Source organism: Paracoccaceae bacterium Fryx2, assembly GCA_032334235.1.
Classification (GTDB): domain Bacteria; phylum Pseudomonadota; class Alphaproteobacteria; order Rhodobacterales; family Rhodobacteraceae; genus JAVSGI01.
In genome coordinates this window covers 3,040,263-3,055,519 of the sequence record JAVSGI010000005.1, presented here as the reverse complement: position 1 = coordinate 3,055,519, position 15,257 = coordinate 3,040,263, and the positions used below count along the sequence as shown (strand labels likewise).

The 15,257-nt window shown below is 62.9% G+C and carries 16 protein-coding genes and 1 tRNA gene; 13 read left to right on the top strand and 4 right to left on the bottom strand.

Annotation, left to right across the window (positions count from 1 at the left end):
* The first annotated feature begins 310 nt into the window (after nt 1-310).
* The 3 genes from RNZ50_23970 to RNZ50_23960 all read left to right on the top strand — a co-directional run bounded on the left by RNZ50_23970 (nt 311) and on the right by RNZ50_23960 (nt 5,202).
* The gene (locus tag RNZ50_23970; protein ID MDT8858032.1) at nt 311-2,674 is read left to right on the top strand and encodes an AAA family ATPase; all 2,364 of its coding nucleotides are present in this window, start codon (nt 311-313) and stop codon (nt 2,672-2,674) included.
* 148 nt (nt 2,675-2,822) lie between these two features.
* Nucleotides 2,823-3,455 carry a hypothetical protein gene (locus tag RNZ50_23965; protein MDT8858031.1) on the top strand — a complete coding sequence of 211 codons (633 nt, stop codon included), beginning with the start codon at nt 2,823-2,825 and terminating at the stop codon, nt 3,453-3,455.
* A complete protein-coding gene (locus RNZ50_23960) occupies nt 3,445-5,202 on the top strand; it encodes a phage terminase large subunit family protein (GenBank protein ID MDT8858030.1) in 1,758 nt (585 codons plus the stop codon). Before RNZ50_23965 ends, RNZ50_23960 begins: the two co-directional genes overlap by 11 nt.
* A gap of 335 nt (nt 5,203-5,537) precedes the next feature.
* Here the strand turns inward: RNZ50_23960 and RNZ50_23955 are convergent, their stop codons facing one another.
* The 3 genes from RNZ50_23955 to RNZ50_23945 form a co-directional block, all read right to left on the bottom strand.
* Entirely contained in the window at nt 5,538-5,804 is a 267-nt protein-coding gene (locus RNZ50_23955; protein MDT8858029.1) for a hypothetical protein, read from the bottom strand.
* Nucleotides 5,805-5,952: 148 nt separating this feature from the next.
* A complete protein-coding gene (locus RNZ50_23950; GenBank protein ID MDT8858028.1) occupies nt 5,953-6,417 on the bottom strand; it encodes a hypothetical protein in 465 nt (154 codons plus the stop codon).
* Between the two features lies 1 nt (nt 6,418).
* The gene (locus tag RNZ50_23945; protein MDT8858027.1) at nt 6,419-6,643 is read right to left on the bottom strand and encodes a hypothetical protein; all 225 of its coding nucleotides are present in this window, start codon (nt 6,641-6,643) and stop codon (nt 6,419-6,421) included.
* A gap of 310 nt (nt 6,644-6,953) precedes the next feature.
* On the opposite strand from RNZ50_23945, the gene RNZ50_23940 reads away from it, so the two are divergent.
* The 10 genes from RNZ50_23940 to RNZ50_23895 all read left to right on the top strand — a co-directional run bounded on the left by RNZ50_23940 (nt 6,954) and on the right by RNZ50_23895 (nt 15,176).
* Complete coding sequence (locus RNZ50_23940; protein ID MDT8858026.1) at nt 6,954-7,520, top strand: hypothetical protein; 567 nt, start codon at nt 6,954-6,956, stop codon at nt 7,518-7,520.
* A gap of 4 nt (nt 7,521-7,524) precedes the next feature.
* Nucleotides 7,525-8,745: a phage portal protein gene (locus RNZ50_23935; GenBank protein ID MDT8858025.1), complete on the top strand. Its 1,221-nt coding sequence runs from the start codon at nt 7,525-7,527 to the stop codon at nt 8,743-8,745.
* Nucleotides 8,746-8,865: 120 nt separating this feature from the next.
* Complete coding sequence (istA, locus tag RNZ50_23930) at nt 8,866-10,374, top strand: IS21 family transposase (protein ID MDT8858024.1); 1,509 nt, start codon at nt 8,866-8,868, stop codon at nt 10,372-10,374.
* Entirely contained in the window at nt 10,371-11,186 is an 816-nt protein-coding gene (gene istB, locus RNZ50_23925; GenBank protein MDT8858023.1) for an IS21-like element helper ATPase IstB, read from the top strand. The genes istA and istB overlap by 4 nt, the downstream gene beginning before the upstream one ends.
* Nucleotides 11,187-11,344: 158 nt before the next feature.
* Complete coding sequence (locus RNZ50_23920) at nt 11,345-11,473, top strand: hypothetical protein (protein ID MDT8858022.1); 129 nt, start codon at nt 11,345-11,347, stop codon at nt 11,471-11,473.
* Nucleotides 11,473-13,302 carry a Mu-like prophage major head subunit gpT family protein gene (locus tag RNZ50_23915; GenBank protein MDT8858021.1) on the top strand — a complete coding sequence of 610 codons (1,830 nt, stop codon included), beginning with the start codon at nt 11,473-11,475 and terminating at the stop codon, nt 13,300-13,302. The genes RNZ50_23920 and RNZ50_23915 overlap by 1 nt, the downstream gene beginning before the upstream one ends.
* On the top strand, nt 13,302-13,517 hold the full coding sequence (locus RNZ50_23910) for a hypothetical protein (protein ID MDT8858020.1): 216 nt from the start codon (nt 13,302-13,304) through the stop codon (nt 13,515-13,517). The genes RNZ50_23915 and RNZ50_23910 overlap by 1 nt, the downstream gene beginning before the upstream one ends.
* A 3-nt stretch (nt 13,518-13,520) precedes the next feature.
* Nucleotides 13,521-13,847 (top strand): DUF2190 family protein, encoded by a 327-nt coding sequence (locus RNZ50_23905; protein ID MDT8858019.1) that lies wholly within the window; start codon nt 13,521-13,523, stop codon nt 13,845-13,847.
* A 7-nt stretch (nt 13,848-13,854) separates the two neighbouring features.
* Complete coding sequence (locus tag RNZ50_23900; protein MDT8858018.1) at nt 13,855-14,040, top strand: hypothetical protein; 186 nt, start codon at nt 13,855-13,857, stop codon at nt 14,038-14,040.
* Nucleotides 14,037-15,176: a site-specific integrase gene (locus RNZ50_23895; GenBank protein ID MDT8858017.1), complete on the top strand. Its 1,140-nt coding sequence runs from the start codon at nt 14,037-14,039 to the stop codon at nt 15,174-15,176. The genes RNZ50_23900 and RNZ50_23895 overlap by 4 nt, the downstream gene beginning before the upstream one ends.
* A gap of 1 nt (nt 15,177) precedes the next feature.
* Here the strand turns inward: RNZ50_23895 and RNZ50_23890 are convergent.
* Nucleotides 15,178-15,253, bottom strand: a tRNA-Lys gene (locus RNZ50_23890).
* Nucleotides 15,254-15,257 lie beyond the last annotated feature (4 nt).

Sequence of the window (15,257 nt, the reverse complement as noted above, 5' to 3'; positions counted from 1 at the left end):
CTTCCGAACTGAGTCTCCGTCAGATCCGAGCCGAGCGCCCTTTTCCGGAGAACCCGACACCTGTTCATTCGCCGGTTCAGGCGAAGGCACGGTCGCGATGCCGCTTGCTAGAAAAAGTCGCGGGCAGGGTCAAGCGGAAAAGGCGCATCCCGGGCGAATAAGATCGCCTGCCCGGCAATCCTGTCATGATCCTGTGGGAATCTGGAAGTGGTGAGCCGTGGCGGGTTCGAACCGCCGACACGCTGATTAAGAGGCCGATGATACCATTGTTTTCACAGCGTCTTTTTCCCAAACGTGAGGAAAACGACCCGTGGGAAATCAAACGATTATCTCAGGATTCCCAACCGATCTTGACGACATCCTGGGGCCGCCACGAAGGCCGGAAATGCAAAACGCCGCCCCGGCTGGAACCCGGAACGGCGTTGAAAATGCGGCGGCATGGAAAAATCGCCAAGATCAGCATAGCACGGACCTTGATGCGATTCTAGGGCCGCGTGATTCTGCGCTAGATAATCCTCTTACCGTTTCGCTCTTCGGCAGCGTGACCGATACGCGCCCCAAAGTGGAACCGCTGACCCTTCGCCAGCTTGTCGACCGCATGGGCCGCGCCACCGCCCCCACGAAGGCGGCACTGCCCATGGTAAAGCTTGGGCTCTTTGAGGGCGGCCGCAAAGCGGAGCATGTCAAACACTTCGCGGGCGTCATGGGCGATTACGACGCGGGCAAGATGACGCCGCAGGAAGCTGTGGAACGGCTCCGCATCGCCGGGCTTGGCGGCGTCGTCTACACCTCTTCCCGCCACACACCGGCCGCGCCCCGTTGGCGCCTGTTGCTGCCGTCATCCCGACCGATGACCGCAGAAGAGCATCGGGCAGCGGTGGAGCGTGCCAACGGGGCGCTGGGTGGCGTCCTGGGCGGCGAGTCATTCGATCCAGCCCGCTGCTACTTCTACGGGCAGGCTCGCGACGCGCTGCCGGTTGAGACGTTCGCAATCGAGGGCCGCACCATTGACGCGGCGACCGATCTGCCGCGCATCGGGAAAGGCGGCACGGCACAGCTCGAAATGTCCGACCTTGGGGACCTGCTGGGGCAACCGCTGCCTGCGCCTGCCGAAGACTATGACGACCTTTGGTTTCAGCCGGAACCCGATTGGCCGAAGATCCGTGGCGCGCTACGGCTGATCACCGATGCATCCGACCGGCAAATTTGGCTGGAAATTGGACAAGCCCTGCACCACGAAAGCCGCGGCAGCGAAGAGGGCTTTTCGATCTGGTGCAAGTGGTCGAAACGCTGCCCGACGAAATATGACGAAAAGAGCCAGCGCCGGACTTGGGCCAGCTTCGGGAAGCGCACCGGCGAAGGCATCGGAATCGGCACGCTCTATCATCATGCGAAAGCGTATGGCTGGGGCCCCGAGGCCGCGGAACCCGTTGCACCCGCCAAGCCGTCGCGTCTCGCCTTCCTGACACCGACGCAATGCGAGGCCGCCCCGTCGCGCGGCTACGTCATCAAGGGGCTTGTGGCACCGGGCGACGTGGGCTGCATCTTCGGCGCACCGGGCGCAGGGAAGAGCCTGCTGGCGCCCTTCCTGGGCTATGCCGTGGCCCGTGGCGCGGAAGCCTTCGGCATGCGGACGAAGCCGGGCAGCGTCTTCTATGTCGCGGCGGAAGATCCCCACGGGATGCGCGGGCGGGTGCGAGCTCTGAAGACTGCACACGGCGACGCAGCGGCCTTCCGGCTGGTCGAGGGCGTCAACGACCTGCTGACCCAGGAGTCGCCTGATCTGGCGGCGCTGGTCGAGGCGGTGAAGGAGCGGAAGCCTGCCTTGATCTTCATTGATACGCTGGCAATGGCCTTCCCCGGTCTCGAAGAGAACAGCGCCGAAGCTATGGGGCGCGTCGTGGCCGTCGCCCGTGGCTTGACGAAGTGGGGCGCTGCTGTCGTGTTGATCCACCACGACACGAAGGCGGAAGGCGCGACGCCCCGCGGTCATAGCCTGCTGAACGGGGCGTTAGACGTGGCCCTGCATGTGAAGCGGGACGAGTCCGGCATCATCCGCGGCAAGTTGACGAAGAACAGAAACGGCACCTGTGAGCGTGACATTGCGTTCCGCATCGCGACCGAAGACGGCGGCACCGACGAAGACGGCGACGAAATCCAGCTACCGCGCTGCGATGAGTTGGCTGGGGATGCGTTCGATTGCGTCACGCTATCGGGCAGCGAGCGGGCGCTTGTGCGTGTGCTGTCGGATCTGACGCAAGCCGCTTGCAACCAGATGCAAGTTGATGGCGCGGGGGAAGTTGCATCTGGTTGCATCCGCGTCCCTGAAATGGCGTTGCGAGAGGCTTGCACGGTCCCCGGCGTGCTGTCTGACGCCGAAACTCACCATAGCAGGGCGAAAGCATACACTCGCGCCTTCAAACGTCTGGCGGGACAAGGCGTTTTGTCCCGGTCTCAGGGGGCAACAGCATCAGAGTCCATGGTCTTTCTCAACCCTTTCAGCGGCTTAGGCGCTGACGATCTGGGGGCGGGACAAGCGGGACATGGGCGGGACAAGCGGGACATGTCCAGTTGTGCCACGGGGGCGGTAGGCGGGACAGACAGGGACACACCCCTTAAGGGGTGTCCCGTGTCCCGTCCCTCCCCAGCACCGAGACAAGGGGAGGAAAGATGATGACCATTCGTTCAATCAAGCCGATGCAACCTATCGCATCTTGCATTTGGTTGCATTTCCAATGGGTCCTCCCCTGGGGGTGCCGGCCGCGGGGTGCGCTGACCGCGAAAGAAAGCTCTGTGCAAAATATTTCGAATGAGGTGATCCAGTGTCAACCAAAGTGAACTTCTGCGATGATCTGGTTGACCTGCTGGGCGACGATCCCTTGCCCATGGAACAGGTTGCCCCGTCCCGCTCACCGGCTGGGCCGCTGACGCCCGCAAAGCCTCTTCGCGTAGTCGTGCCGCCCCCAGCGGCAGAGGGCCTTCCTGACGCGATTCCTGCGATCATGGACGAAGCCGCCCTGGCCGATCTTCTGGGCCTGGTCCCGTCTCAGGTTCGAACCAAAGCCCGCGACGGAATCCTGATCAGGGCCGGCCGTGGCAAGTATGATGTGCGGGCGTCGCTGCAGGGCTACATCGAACGGTTGCGCCACCATGCATCCAGAGTCGGAAAGTCACCCGAAGGCGGCACAGGCGACGAACTCAAGGCTGAAAAGCTACGCCTGGCCCGGCAGCAAGCCGACAAGCTGGAACTGTCAAACGCCGCCGCCCGTGGCGAGCTGGTGCAGGCTGCCGCTGTGGAACGTGCGTGGGCCGATCTGCTGCGCGACGTGCGAGCGGGCATGCTGGCCACGTCAAGCCGCTGTGGTGCCGCCCTGCCGCATCTGACGGCGTATGACGTGGCGACTATCGACAGGGAAATTCGGCGCGGCCTGGAGGCTCTGGGAAATGGGAATTGAGATGATCCGCAGGAATGCCCTGCGCGCCCTTCTGCCGCCCGCCGATCTGCCCACGGCCGATTGGATCGAGGCGAATATCTACCTGCCGCAGACGGCTTCCGCGTTGCCCGGCCGCATGCAGCTTTGGCCCTATCAGCGGGGAATCTGCGATGCCCTGGACGATCCGGAGGTTGAACGGGTAACCGTCCTGAAATCTGCGCGCGTCGGCTACACGGCGCTGTTGAACGGCATCATTGCAGCCCACGTCGCGAACAGCCCGTGCCCCATTCTCGCGCTTCAACCGACTCAAGATGACGCCCGCGACTGGGCTGTCGATCTGGAACAGATATTCGAGGCCAGCCCGGCTTTGCGCGGGCTGCTGTCCGACGAGGCGGACGAGACCGGCCGCAGCACCATGTTGAACCGGCGCTTTCCGGGCGGCAGTCTGAAATTTCTGGCGGCGAAGAGCCCGCGGAACCTGCGGCGGCACACTGCGAAGATCCTCGCAATGGACGAGATTGACGGCTTCGAGGTTTCGCAGGAAGGCGACCCGATCACGCTCGCAGAAATGCGGACCCTGACCTTTCGTGACCGGAAGATCCTGGCGGGCTCGACTCCCGTGTTCGACTATGGCCCGGCGACTCGGCTTTACGACAAGTCGGACCAGCGGATTTACGAGGTCTGTTGCCCGTCCTGCGGCGACTTCTCAGAGGTGCGTTGGGCTGACATTCGGTGGACTGACGGCGACCCGGAGTCGGCGCATTGGGCTTGCCCTGCGAACGGCTGCATTGTCGAGGAACGGCACAAGGCGGCGATGGTGGCCGCCGGCCGCTGGCGGGCCACTGCGCCCGATGTGCGCGGGCACGCGGGCTTCCGAATCAACTCCCTGATCTCGCCGCATTTCAACGCCCGCTGGGCGAAGCTGGTTGCTGAATTCCTGCAGGCAAAACGCGACCCGGCGACGCTGCAGGTTTTCACGAATACCGTGCTGGGCGAACCTTGGAAAACCGAAGGCGACGACCTGGACGAGCACGAGCTCTTCGGGCGACGCGAAGCCTTCAGCCTGTCGAACCTGCCGCCTGACGTCCTGTTTCTGACGGCGGGCGTCGACTGTCAGGACGACCGGCTGGAATGCGTCATCATGGGGCATTCGCGGGACTCGCTCTACGTCTTGACGCATCGCGTTTTCTGGGGGCCGATCGACGGCAACGCGGTATGGGAAGAGCTTGACGGGCTGCTGCGGCAGACCTGGCAGCACCCTCACGGCGGCGTACTGAAGATTGACGCGGCGTGCATCGACTCGGGCGACGGCGGGCACACGGAAATCGTGCATGGCTTCACCCGCTCGCGCTTCGGCCGTCGCGTCGTGTCGATCAAAGGCGTGCCGGGCTTCAGCCGCGCCTTCCTGGAGAGGTCTGGCGGTAAAGGGCAACTGCTTTGGCTTGTGGGCTCAGATGCCGTCAAATCGCAACTGTTCACCCGCCTGGCGCGCAATTCGGGCGTGCGCTTCTCTGATGATCTAGGGCCGATCTACTTCGAGCAACTGACCAGCGAACGGCGCATGGTCCGCTATGTGCGTGGCCGGCCGCAGGCAGCATTTGAACGAGTGAAGGGGAAACGGGCCGAGACGCTGGATGCGACAGTTTATGCATGGGCGGCGCGCCAGCTTATCGGGCAGAGTGCTGAACAGCGCGACCAAGAGCTTTCAACTCCGGCCGCGCCAAAAAGGGCTCCGGCAGTGATCAGATCCGCTTGGCTCTGCCGCTGAGCTTATCAGCCAAATGCGGCTACTTAGAAAGTGAGAAAGCAATGGGAACGACAGCTTACTTTGACAAAACGGTAATGAACAACGCAAAAGACTGCGAAACTCATTTGGAGGTCGGAACCTCAGGAGCGAGCGGGGAGGGACCGCAAATGTACATTACGCTTGGCGGACAACATGTCCTGTTGAGTCATAGTGACGCGAAAGAGCTTTGTGAGGCGGTCGGGAACGTGGCGGAGTACTTTCGATACTAGAAAGATCGTTAGCAGGTTTGGCACCCCGCTAACGGATCGGCACTTGCGGATAACTGGGGCGGCGGGGCTCATGCCGCCCCCTCTTTTTTAGACGAAGCCAGCAATCGGGGCAGGGCCGCACATTTCCAGCGCGAAGGCTTCCGCGCGGGCGGCAGCTTGCTCGCGATCCGGCGTCGCCAGATCGATTCGCGTCGTGAAGCATGTATCGGTGAGATAGCCCGGAATGAATGCCTCTGCGGCGGACAGAACGGCCGCACGCGCGGCGCAATCGGCCATCGGGTCGCCGTAGTGGGCGCCGCGATACACGACAATATCGTCTTCGAATTCGTGCAGATCAAGATCAACGAGTCGCATATACATCTTCGGCACTCCATCCCGTGCGGCTCAGCTACCGCCGAATCAGAATGTAGCACCTTGGCGCAGCAGCGCAAGATATACTTATAAATCAACTACTTAGTGACTTTAAACCGTAAGATGATTTAGCGCGCACGATCAGCCCCGATTAGCGACGCCTAAGAGACGCCCAAAAGACTGCGGCGCGGTACCGATGTTTGATTGATATCCACTCGGCCAGCACATATCTTTCCTTTGCAGAAAGCCCCCCGATATCAGCTGCCGCACGGCCGAAAATAGCCTCATAATTATAGTGCAGCTTCAGATCCACACCGTCGCCCATGTACTGCTCGACGTCATGGAACGCGGAAGGCGGTACAGGATTGGGCGTGACTATTGATCCCAAAGAGTCAACTTCCCAGTCAGTTAGATTCTCCAATCTTACCGAGAACCTAGCGATAATTTCGGATCGAATCGGAACGACATGGCTTATCTCATTATTCTGGTCGAAAAACACTAATGGCCTGCCGAGCCCCTCCGGCCTAGCGGCGGATTTACGGGGTGAAGACGGAAGCAGCCCGCCACGCATGATCGACGGGACATTGAAAATGTCTGTGTAGTGAAAGATCAGCATCTTATCGGCCGTCGACTGAATGCGGATTCCCAATCATTGCGTCGCTGACGACGCCGCCCGAAATCCATGCAAGGTAATCATCGGGCAGCGGAATGCCGCGCTTCTCCAGCATGATCTTCACAGCGAAGAGCGACGTGGCAATGGGGAATTGCCGGGTGTGCCCTTCGGCAATCAGCTGCTGCGCTAAGACGCGGGCCGCCTCGACCTTCTGCAATTCTGTGATCATGGTTTGCTCTCCCTCTCTACAGAAAGGGCGGCACCTTGCGAGTGCCGCCCCCTAGAGCCTCGGAGAAAAGAGGAAGCAAAACCCCGCGGCGCTTTTCGGATCGGGCGACAGTCTTGCGAATGCCGCCCGCGCCATTGGCTTAGAGCTTAGACACCGACGACTTTGTAACATGCTGGATTTTGTATTGCAAGTCTCATTCATTTCAATAACCGTTACAAATCAAACAATTATAGCGTGAAATGCAGGAATCGCTTTGCATGGCTATTGCAAGGTGCTACCTTGCCCAAGACATTTTGGGACGAGGGCCGCCATGGAAATCACACTCAAAGACATCGCGGAACGCATTGCGCCGCTCGACTACCGCGACCCCGCGGAACTTCACATCCAGTTGCGAAATCCCAAGGTGAAGGCGCTTCTGGTGCCGAGCACGGTTGGCGCGGGGCAAACGGCCGCTGTCAAATATGAAGCGCGCGAAGCTATCCGGGCGCGCCTTCTGCTGGCACTGCTGGATATCGGCCTTTCGTCCGAAGAGCTGCAGGGCGTCAATGCTGAGCTGTCCGCGCTCAATCCGTTAAAGGTGAAGGGTTTCGTGGGCGGGGTAATGACCGCACCGCCTTCCTGCGCGAAAGGCTACGGCGTCGGCTTGGCAAACCTGATCCGCGGGACGGAAGCTGGCGAGTCGTGGGTACTGCGCCTTCGCTACGTCCGCACCGTTGACGGGGCGCGTCGCATCTCGACTCGGATCATGTGGGCGGAGTGGGACGACCGCGAAGGCCGGGGCACGAAGGCACTCGATTTGTTGCACGCTGAAACGCATCTCGGGACGCTGGACGTGCCGGCGTCGGATCTGATCCGCCCGCTTGTTCGGGGGGCGTAATCCCATGGGCCTGCTGTCCCGACTCTTAAATCGCACGGCCGCCCCGGCAACCGCTGTCCGCCGCTTCGATGGTGCCGCAGGCGGCCGTCGCGGCTGGGGCATGGGCACATTCGGTCGGATCAACCCGGAAGTGTCCGCGGCTGGGGCATCGCTCCGCAGCCGGGCGGCCTATCTGGCCCAAAACAACCCTTGGGTCAATCAAGCCTGCGCAAACTGGACAGGCGCCTTAGTGGGCAGCGGCATTGTCCCGACCGCACGGCATCCTGACCCGGAAACCCGCCGCACGCTGAATCGCTACTTCGCCGCTTGGTGCGACCGGGCGGACGCGGAAGGCCGCACTGACTTCGCCGGGCTGCAGGCAATCGCTGCCGATAGCATGGTGAAGGCGGGCGAAGCTGTCGCGCTGCTATCCGACACACCGGACGGGCCGCGGCTCCGCATCCTGCCGCCCGATCTTCTGGACGAGGCTAAGACCGTCGACCTGTCCGAAGGCCGCATGATCTTCAGCGGCGTCGAACTGGACGCAACCGGCCGCCGCGTCGGCTACTGGATCTTGCCCGAGCGGGCGGGCAGCGTGTTTGCAAGCTACGCGCCTTCTATGCGGATCGACGCTGGCAACGTGTTGCACGTCTTCCGGCCGCAGGCGCCTGGGCAGCTTCGCGGCGTGAGTTGGCTTGCGCCGATCATCCTTCCCGCATCTGACTTCGACGCGCTTTGCGACGCCCTGCTGATGGGCGCCAAGGTTGCGGCGATGCACGCGGGTTTCATCGTCGACCAGAACGGCACCGGCGGCGACCCATACGACGGCGCAGAAACGCCCAGCATGGAACCTGGCGCAATGGTCCGCCTGCCTGCTGGGCTGGACATTCGATTCAATTCGCCCGGACAGGTTCAACAGATCGACGCCTTCCTGCGGCTCAACCTGCGCCAGCTCGCGGCTGGACTCGGGCTGCCCGATCATCTGCTTTCCGGCGATCTGTCGGGCGCGAACTATTCCAGTCTTCGGGCCGGGCTTTTGCCGTTCCGTCAGCGGGTGGAGCAGATCCAATATGGAGTCCTCGTTCCGCAATTCCTCGCACCGACCTGGCGGGCTGTCATCCGGCACGGCGTCTTGTCGGGCGACATTGCCGCACCTGACTTCGAGGCGGACCCCGCAGCCTATCTCACTTGTTGCGCGACAACCATCTTGGCCGGTGCCGGCAACCACCTTGGCCGGTGGGGCTGAACGGAAGACGGGCATGCCCGTCTGGAGGGCAGCCCCACCGGCTTGAGTGATTTCGGGGAAGGTGCTGATCGCTGCGGGTTGGTAAGCCGGGTTCCTCTGCCGTCAAACGGAGGATCCGGGTTGGCCTACAAACCCATCACCGACCAGCAATTGAGATTATACATGTCCGACCTCCGATATCACAGTCAGCGCACGTCGGCCGCCCGCGCCGGGTTCAGTGAGCGCACGGCCCGACGGTTCGATGCCAATCCGACGCTGCCCTCGAACCGCAAGATTGTTCACGGGCGCACGGTGGCCGATCCCCTCGAGGGTTATTGGGAGGGCGACATCCTTCCTTTGCTGGAGAGGGACAGCACTTTGCAGGCCGTCACCCTGCTGCGCCACCTTCAGGGCCTGCACCCGCTGGCCTTCCCCGATGACCGGATCCGGCGCACCCTGGAACGGCGGGTGCGGCAGTGGCGGGCGTTGAACGGGCCCGAGCGCGACATCATCTTCCGCCAGACGCCGGAGCCGGGCCGCATGGCCCAGTCCGACTTCACTCATGCCGAGGAGCTGGAGGTGACGATCGCGGGCCAGCTATTCCCGCATCTGCTCTACCACTTCGTCATGGTCTACAGCCGGTGGGAGCATGTCGGGGTGGTCCTGGGCGGGGAGAGCTTCACGGCCCTGGCCGAGAACCTGCAGCAGGCGCTCTGGTCGCTCGGCGGGGCACCACAGGAGCATCGCACCGACAGCCTCTCGGCCGCTTTCCGCAACCTGACGGCTGACCAGCGCCAGGATATCACCACGCGCTACAATGCCTTCGTCGGCCATTACGGCATGGAGGCCAGTCGCAACAACCGCGGGGAAGCTCATGAGAACGGCGCGGTGGAATCCCAGAACCGGCACCTCAAGAAAGCCATCGAACAGGCGCTGATCCTGCGCGGCAGCCGCGACTTCGCCAGCATTGAGGACTACCGCCGCTTCATCGACATTCTGGTGGCACGGCGCAACCGGCAGCGGGCGGCGGCCACGCAGGTGGAACGGGCGCATCTGAAGCCCCTGCCGCGCCGGCGCACCACCGACTTTACAGAGACCGTGGTTCCGGTCACCCGCACCAGCGGCTTTCTGGTCAAGAGCATCTTCTACAGCGCCCCGTCGCAGCTGATCGGGCAGCGCTTGCGGGTCCACCTTTACGACGATCGCCTTGAGGCCTTTCTCGGCAGCACCCTGGTCGTCAGCCATACAAGGGCGCGAGGTCGCGGCGATGGCCATCGCGTGCATGTCATCAACTACCATCACGTCATCCATGCGCTGCGGCGCAAACCGCAAGCCCTGTGGAGTTCGATCTACCGCGACAGCCTGTTCCCGCGAACCGAATACGCTGAGGCCTGGAAGGTGCTGCAGCGCGATCTGCCCCGCCGCGACGCCTGCCGCCGCATGGTCGACCTGCTGTTCATCGCCCACGACCGGGCCTGCGAGGCGGAACTGGCACATCTGCTGGCAGCAGAATTGGACGCGGGCCGGGTGCCCGATCCCGGACCTCTGGCATCCTGCCTGAACCCGCGGCAAACGGCGCTGCCGAGAGATGTTGCCGTCGCCCATCCCTCGCTCGACAGCTTCGATGCCCTTCTGGGAGCCTGCGCATGACCTCCCGCGAGATCGACATCCACACGCTGCCAGGCATGCTGACCGCGCTGCGCCTGCCCAGCTTCCACAAACTCTGGACCGAGATTGCCACCCGCGCCGATGCCGAAGGCTGGCCCGCTGCCCGCTTTCTGGCCGTCCTCGCGGAATACGAGCTGGCCGAACGCGACATGCGCCGCATTCAGCGCCACATGAACGAGGCACAGCTACCGGCTGGCAAGACGCTGGCGACCTTCGACTTCAAGGCGCTGCCAACCCTGCCGCGCGCCCGGATCGAGGCCTTGGCGGCCGGCGACTGGCTGGAGGGTGGCGGCAATCTGATCGCCATCGGCAATTCCGGCACGGGCAAGACGCACATTCTCTGCGCGATAGGCCATGCCCTGATCGAGCGGGGACACCGCGTGTTCTATACCCGCACCAGCGATCTGGTGCAGCGACTTCAGGCCGCCCGCCGCGATCTGGTGCTCGAAGCCGCGCTCGCCAAGCTCGACAAGTTCGACCTGATCATCCTCGACGACATCACCTACGCCCACAAGGATCAGGCCGAAACCGGCGTGCTCTTCGAACTGATCGCCCGGCGCTACGAATACCGCAGCATCGCCATCGCCGCCAACCAGCCCTTCAGCGGCTGGGACCAGATCTTCCCGGACAAGGCGATGACCGTCGCCGCCATCGACCGGCTGGTTCATCACGCAGCGATCCTGGAGATGAATGCCGAAAGCTTCCGCCAGCGCGCGGCCGCCTCCAACAAAGAGGCGCTGAGCAGACCGCCAACGACAACCATCGCCGACAACAAGGACAAAGGAGAAGGCTGAGCGAAAAACAATTCCAGATACGCCAACCCAGCGGCCTAAAACCGGCCAACGTGGTTGACGGTCACGGACATGCTGGTTGACGCGCTACACTCACTGCCGATTGGCTGCCGCCGCGCCCGACGCAGGTTGATCCGCAGAAGGACGTTCAAGCGACCGTTGTGGAGATCGAAGCCGGACTCACGTCGCGCCGCAAGGCCGTCGCGGAACGTGGCTGGATTCTCGAAGACCTGGACGAAGAAATCGCAGCCGACCCGCGGCGAACCGAACCGAAGAAAGGTGACGAGTGATGGCCCTTACCGCCAATCCTGACAAGGCCGACCGCATCCTGTTGAAACCGCCGGCACCAGTGAAAACTGTTCCGCTTGAAGCGCAACCCATGCTTCAGCGCGCCGCAGGCTTCACGCCTCGGAGCTTCAGCGAAGAAAATCTGACGGTCGAGGCTGTCATTTCCACCTTCGCGCCTGTCGTCCGTCGCGACGGACGCGGCGCCTATATTGAGCGGTTGGACCCTGCCGGGCTGGACACGTCGCAGCTCTCAGGGGCACCGCTTCTCGATGGTCACCGGCAGGCATCGGCACGCGATGTAGTCGGCGCTGTCACCGGATTCCGTTTCGACAACGGCAACCTGGTAGCAACGTTGCGACTGAGCGTTGCCGAAGATGCTGCGCCCGTGGTGGCCCGCATCCGCGAAGGTACGTTGCGCGGCGTCAGTGTCGGCTACCGCGTGCAACGCTGGGTCGAGACGGTCGACCCTGAAACGAAATTCCGCATTCGCACGGCTGCCGCGTGGAGCATCCACGAGGTTTCGGCCGTCCCGATCCCCGCAGACCCCCAAGCTAGATTCAGAGGTAAAGACATGGCCACCGAAGACGAGATCCAAGAGACGACCCCGGCGCAACACCGTGCGGCACTGCGCACCATCGCCCGTTCCGCTGGGATGACCACGGAGCAAGCCGACGACATGGTTGATCGTGACCTGACCGTCACCGAAGCCCGCGCCGAAGCCTTCGAGGCGATGCAAACCCGCGGGCAGGCAACGCCGCGGATTCGCGTCATCGGCACGCAGGACGACGCCGCTACCGTAATGGCCCGCCGCGCCGATGCGCTGCACTGCCGTGTTGCTGGCGTTGCGCCGAAGGACGAGGCCAAGCCTTACATGGGCGAAAGCCTGCGTGACATGGCCCGCGCCTGCGTCGAAGCGGCCGGCACGTCGACCCGCGGCATGGACTCGGATCAACTGTTCCGGGCGGCGATGCACACCACGTCCGACTTCCCGAACCTGTTGACCGGCACCGGCAACCGCGTGCTGTCGACCGCGTATCAGGCGGCGCAAAGCCCGATCAAGGCACTTGCGCGGCAGTCGACCATTGCAGATTTTCGGCCGAAGAGCCTGCTGAAGCTGTCCGATGTGGGCCTGCTGCAGGAGCTGTCCGAGTCGGGCGAGATCAAGCACACGACCCGCGGCGAAGCTGTTGAATCCTACGCCCTGAAGACCTATGCGACTCAATTCGCGATCAGCCGGAAAGCCCTGGTCAACGATGATCTGGGCGCCTTCCGCGACTGGGGCGCGACCGCTGGCCGGATGGCGGCAGAAACCGAAGCGAATCTTCTGGTGAACCTGCTGCTGTCGAACCCGACACTGGGCGAGGATGGCAAGGCGCTGTTCCATGCCGACCACGGCAACCTGGACGTGACCGGCGATCCTCTTGCTTCGGATAGCTTGAGCGATGCCCGCGCCGCGTTGCGCAACATGAAGGGTCTCGACGGCAAGACTCCGATCAACGCGACGCCGCGTTATCTGGTTGTCGGGCCTTCGCTCGAAACCACCGCGGAAAAGGTTCTGGCGCAAATCTACGCCGCGACCGTCGATGACGTGAATCCCTTTAGCGGCAGACTGACGCTTCTGGTGGAACCGCGGATCACGGACGGGACGTGGTTTGTCTTCGCAGATCCGGCCGCGCTGCCGTGCTTCGAATACAGCTACCTGTCGGGCGCACCGGGGCCGCAGATGGCATCCCGCGAAGGCTGGGACGTCCTCGGAATGGAATTCCGCGTCGTGCTGGACTTCGGCGCGGGCGCTATCGACTACCGCGGCGCTTACAAGGTCAACCCCTGATGGCCACGCTTGCCGAACTGCAGGCTTTCCGCAGCCGGCTCCAGGACGCCCGCTATTCGGGCGTCCGCAGAGTCCGCGACTCGGGCGGTGAAGAAGTCGAATACAGATCCGACTCCGAACTCGCCCGTGCTTTGTCGGCCCTGGACGCAGAAATCGCGGCGGTGCAGTCGCGCCCCGCCTCCATTCGCTACATTCAAACATCGAAAGGGCTCTGAGCCATGAAGACATTCGTTCAAGCTGGGTCGAACCTGACCATCCCCGCCCCGGCGGCCGTCACCTCTGGCGGCGTCGTCGTCGCGGGCTCGATCATCGGAATCGCGGCGGGCTCCGCTGCAATTGGCACCCCTGTTGACGTGGTGACCACTGGCGTCTTCGAACTGCCGAAGGTGGGCGCTGACGTGATCACGCTGGGAGATCCGCTCTACTTCGTCGCTGCGTCGAAGCTGGTCACCGTGACCCCATCGGGCAACACGAAGATCGGCGTGGCCGTCGCCGCTGCAGGCGCTGGCGTCGCAACCGTGCCCGTCCGCCTGTCGGGCTTCTGAGGCAGCAATGAAGGCCACGCCCTTCAGCCAACACAATCTGACCCGCGCAATTAAGGTTGCGCGGACTTCAGGGCTGGAGATCGTCAAGACGCTGATCCACCAAGACGGGACTATCGAATTGATCCACTCGGACAAGGCCGCAGAAGCGGCTACACTGTCGCCGCTCGACCAGTGGATGAAGGGCCGGAAATGAAGATCAAACTGAAGGGCTTGAACCGCGTGAGGAAACGCCTCGCGGATGGAACGCCCGTCACATATTACTACGCGTGGAAAGGTGGCCCGCGCCTGCCCGGCAAGCCCGGCAGCCCGGAATTCATCGCCGCATTCAATGAGGCAGTACGGCAGAAAGTCCCGCCGAAAGCTGACGCCCTGGGCTCGATTTTCGACAGGTTCGAGTCCTCTTCGGAATTCGACAAGCTGGCCGCGAAAACGAAGCAGGATTACCGCAGCCATATCCGGGCGCTGGCGGCCGAATTCGGGACGTTCCCGACCGTTGCCTTGGCTGACGCTCGCACCAGATCCGTCTTCCTGGATCACCGCGACGCCATTGCGCAAAAGTCGCTCCGCCTCGCTGATTATCGCTTTGCCGTCTTCGCCCGTGTGCTGTCATGGGCTGCCGACCGCGGCTTGACCACAAAGAACCCGCTCGAACGCCCCGGCCGCGTGTACAGATCCGGGCGGCGTGAGCTGATCTGGACCGCAGACGATGAAGCCGTTTTCATGGCGGCCGCTCCTGCGCACCTGCATCTTGCGCTAACTCTCGCGCTCTGGACCGGGCAACGGCAAGGCGACCTTCTAGGGCTGACGTGGGCAGCCTATGACGGCGCCAAGATCACCCTGAAGCAATCGAAGACCGGCGCCCGTCTGAAAATCCCGGCTGGGGCTCCGCTACGCGCTGCACTCGATCAAGCGAAGGCCGCGGCAAGACTGGACGCGGAACGGCGCAAGCGCGACTTCAGCGAAGCCGACAAGATCCTGATCACGACGCACGGCACCGGCTGGACACAAGACGGCTTCCGCGCCTCCTGGCGCAAGGCATGCGCTGAAGCGAAGATAACCGGCGTCACGTTTCACGATTTGAGGGGAACAGCCGTCACGCGGCTTGCTTTGGCAGGCTGCGAGGTGCCGGAAATCGCGTCGATCACCGGACATTCCCTGAAGGATGCAGCCGCGATTCTCGAAACTCACTACCTCGCCCGCGATCCGAAGCTGGCGGAGTCTGCTATCCAAAAGCTCGAAAAGACGCTACAAAATTCCCAACCGGACTCCCAACCGGGAAACCCGGATCAGGAGAAAACTGAAGAAGTCACCGTGATTACAATGGGTTAGTTGGTGAGCCGTGGCGGGTTCGAACCGCCGACACGCTGATTAAGAGTCAGCTGCTCTACCAACTGAGCTAACGGCCCTTCC

Excerpts from the sequence above, each read along its gene's own strand:
- RNZ50_23960 (MDT8858030.1), top strand. The coding sequence starts at position 3,445 with ATGGGAATTGAGATGATCCGCAGGAATGCCCTGCGCGCCCTTCTGCCG.
- RNZ50_23955 (MDT8858029.1), bottom strand. The coding sequence starts at position 5,804 with ATGCGACTCGTTGATCTTGATCTGCACGAATTCGAAGACGATATTGTC.
- RNZ50_23950 (MDT8858028.1), bottom strand. The coding sequence starts at position 6,417 with ATGCTGATCTTTCACTACACAGACATTTTCAATGTCCCGTCGATCATG.
- RNZ50_23945 (MDT8858027.1), bottom strand. The coding sequence starts at position 6,643 with ATGATCACAGAATTGCAGAAGGTCGAGGCGGCCCGCGTCTTAGCGCAG.
- RNZ50_23940 (MDT8858026.1), top strand. The coding sequence starts at position 6,954 with ATGGAAATCACACTCAAAGACATCGCGGAACGCATTGCGCCGCTCGAC.
- RNZ50_23935 (MDT8858025.1), top strand. The coding sequence starts at position 7,525 with ATGGGCCTGCTGTCCCGACTCTTAAATCGCACGGCCGCCCCGGCAACC.
- istB (MDT8858023.1), top strand. The coding sequence starts at position 10,371 with ATGACCTCCCGCGAGATCGACATCCACACGCTGCCAGGCATGCTGACC.
- RNZ50_23915 (MDT8858021.1), top strand. The coding sequence starts at position 11,473 with ATGGCCCTTACCGCCAATCCTGACAAGGCCGACCGCATCCTGTTGAAA.
- RNZ50_23910 (MDT8858020.1), top strand. The coding sequence starts at position 13,302 with ATGGCCACGCTTGCCGAACTGCAGGCTTTCCGCAGCCGGCTCCAGGAC.
- RNZ50_23905 (MDT8858019.1), top strand. The coding sequence starts at position 13,521 with ATGAAGACATTCGTTCAAGCTGGGTCGAACCTGACCATCCCCGCCCCG.
- RNZ50_23900 (MDT8858018.1), top strand. The coding sequence starts at position 13,855 with ATGAAGGCCACGCCCTTCAGCCAACACAATCTGACCCGCGCAATTAAG.
- RNZ50_23895 (MDT8858017.1), top strand. The coding sequence starts at position 14,037 with ATGAAGATCAAACTGAAGGGCTTGAACCGCGTGAGGAAACGCCTCGCG.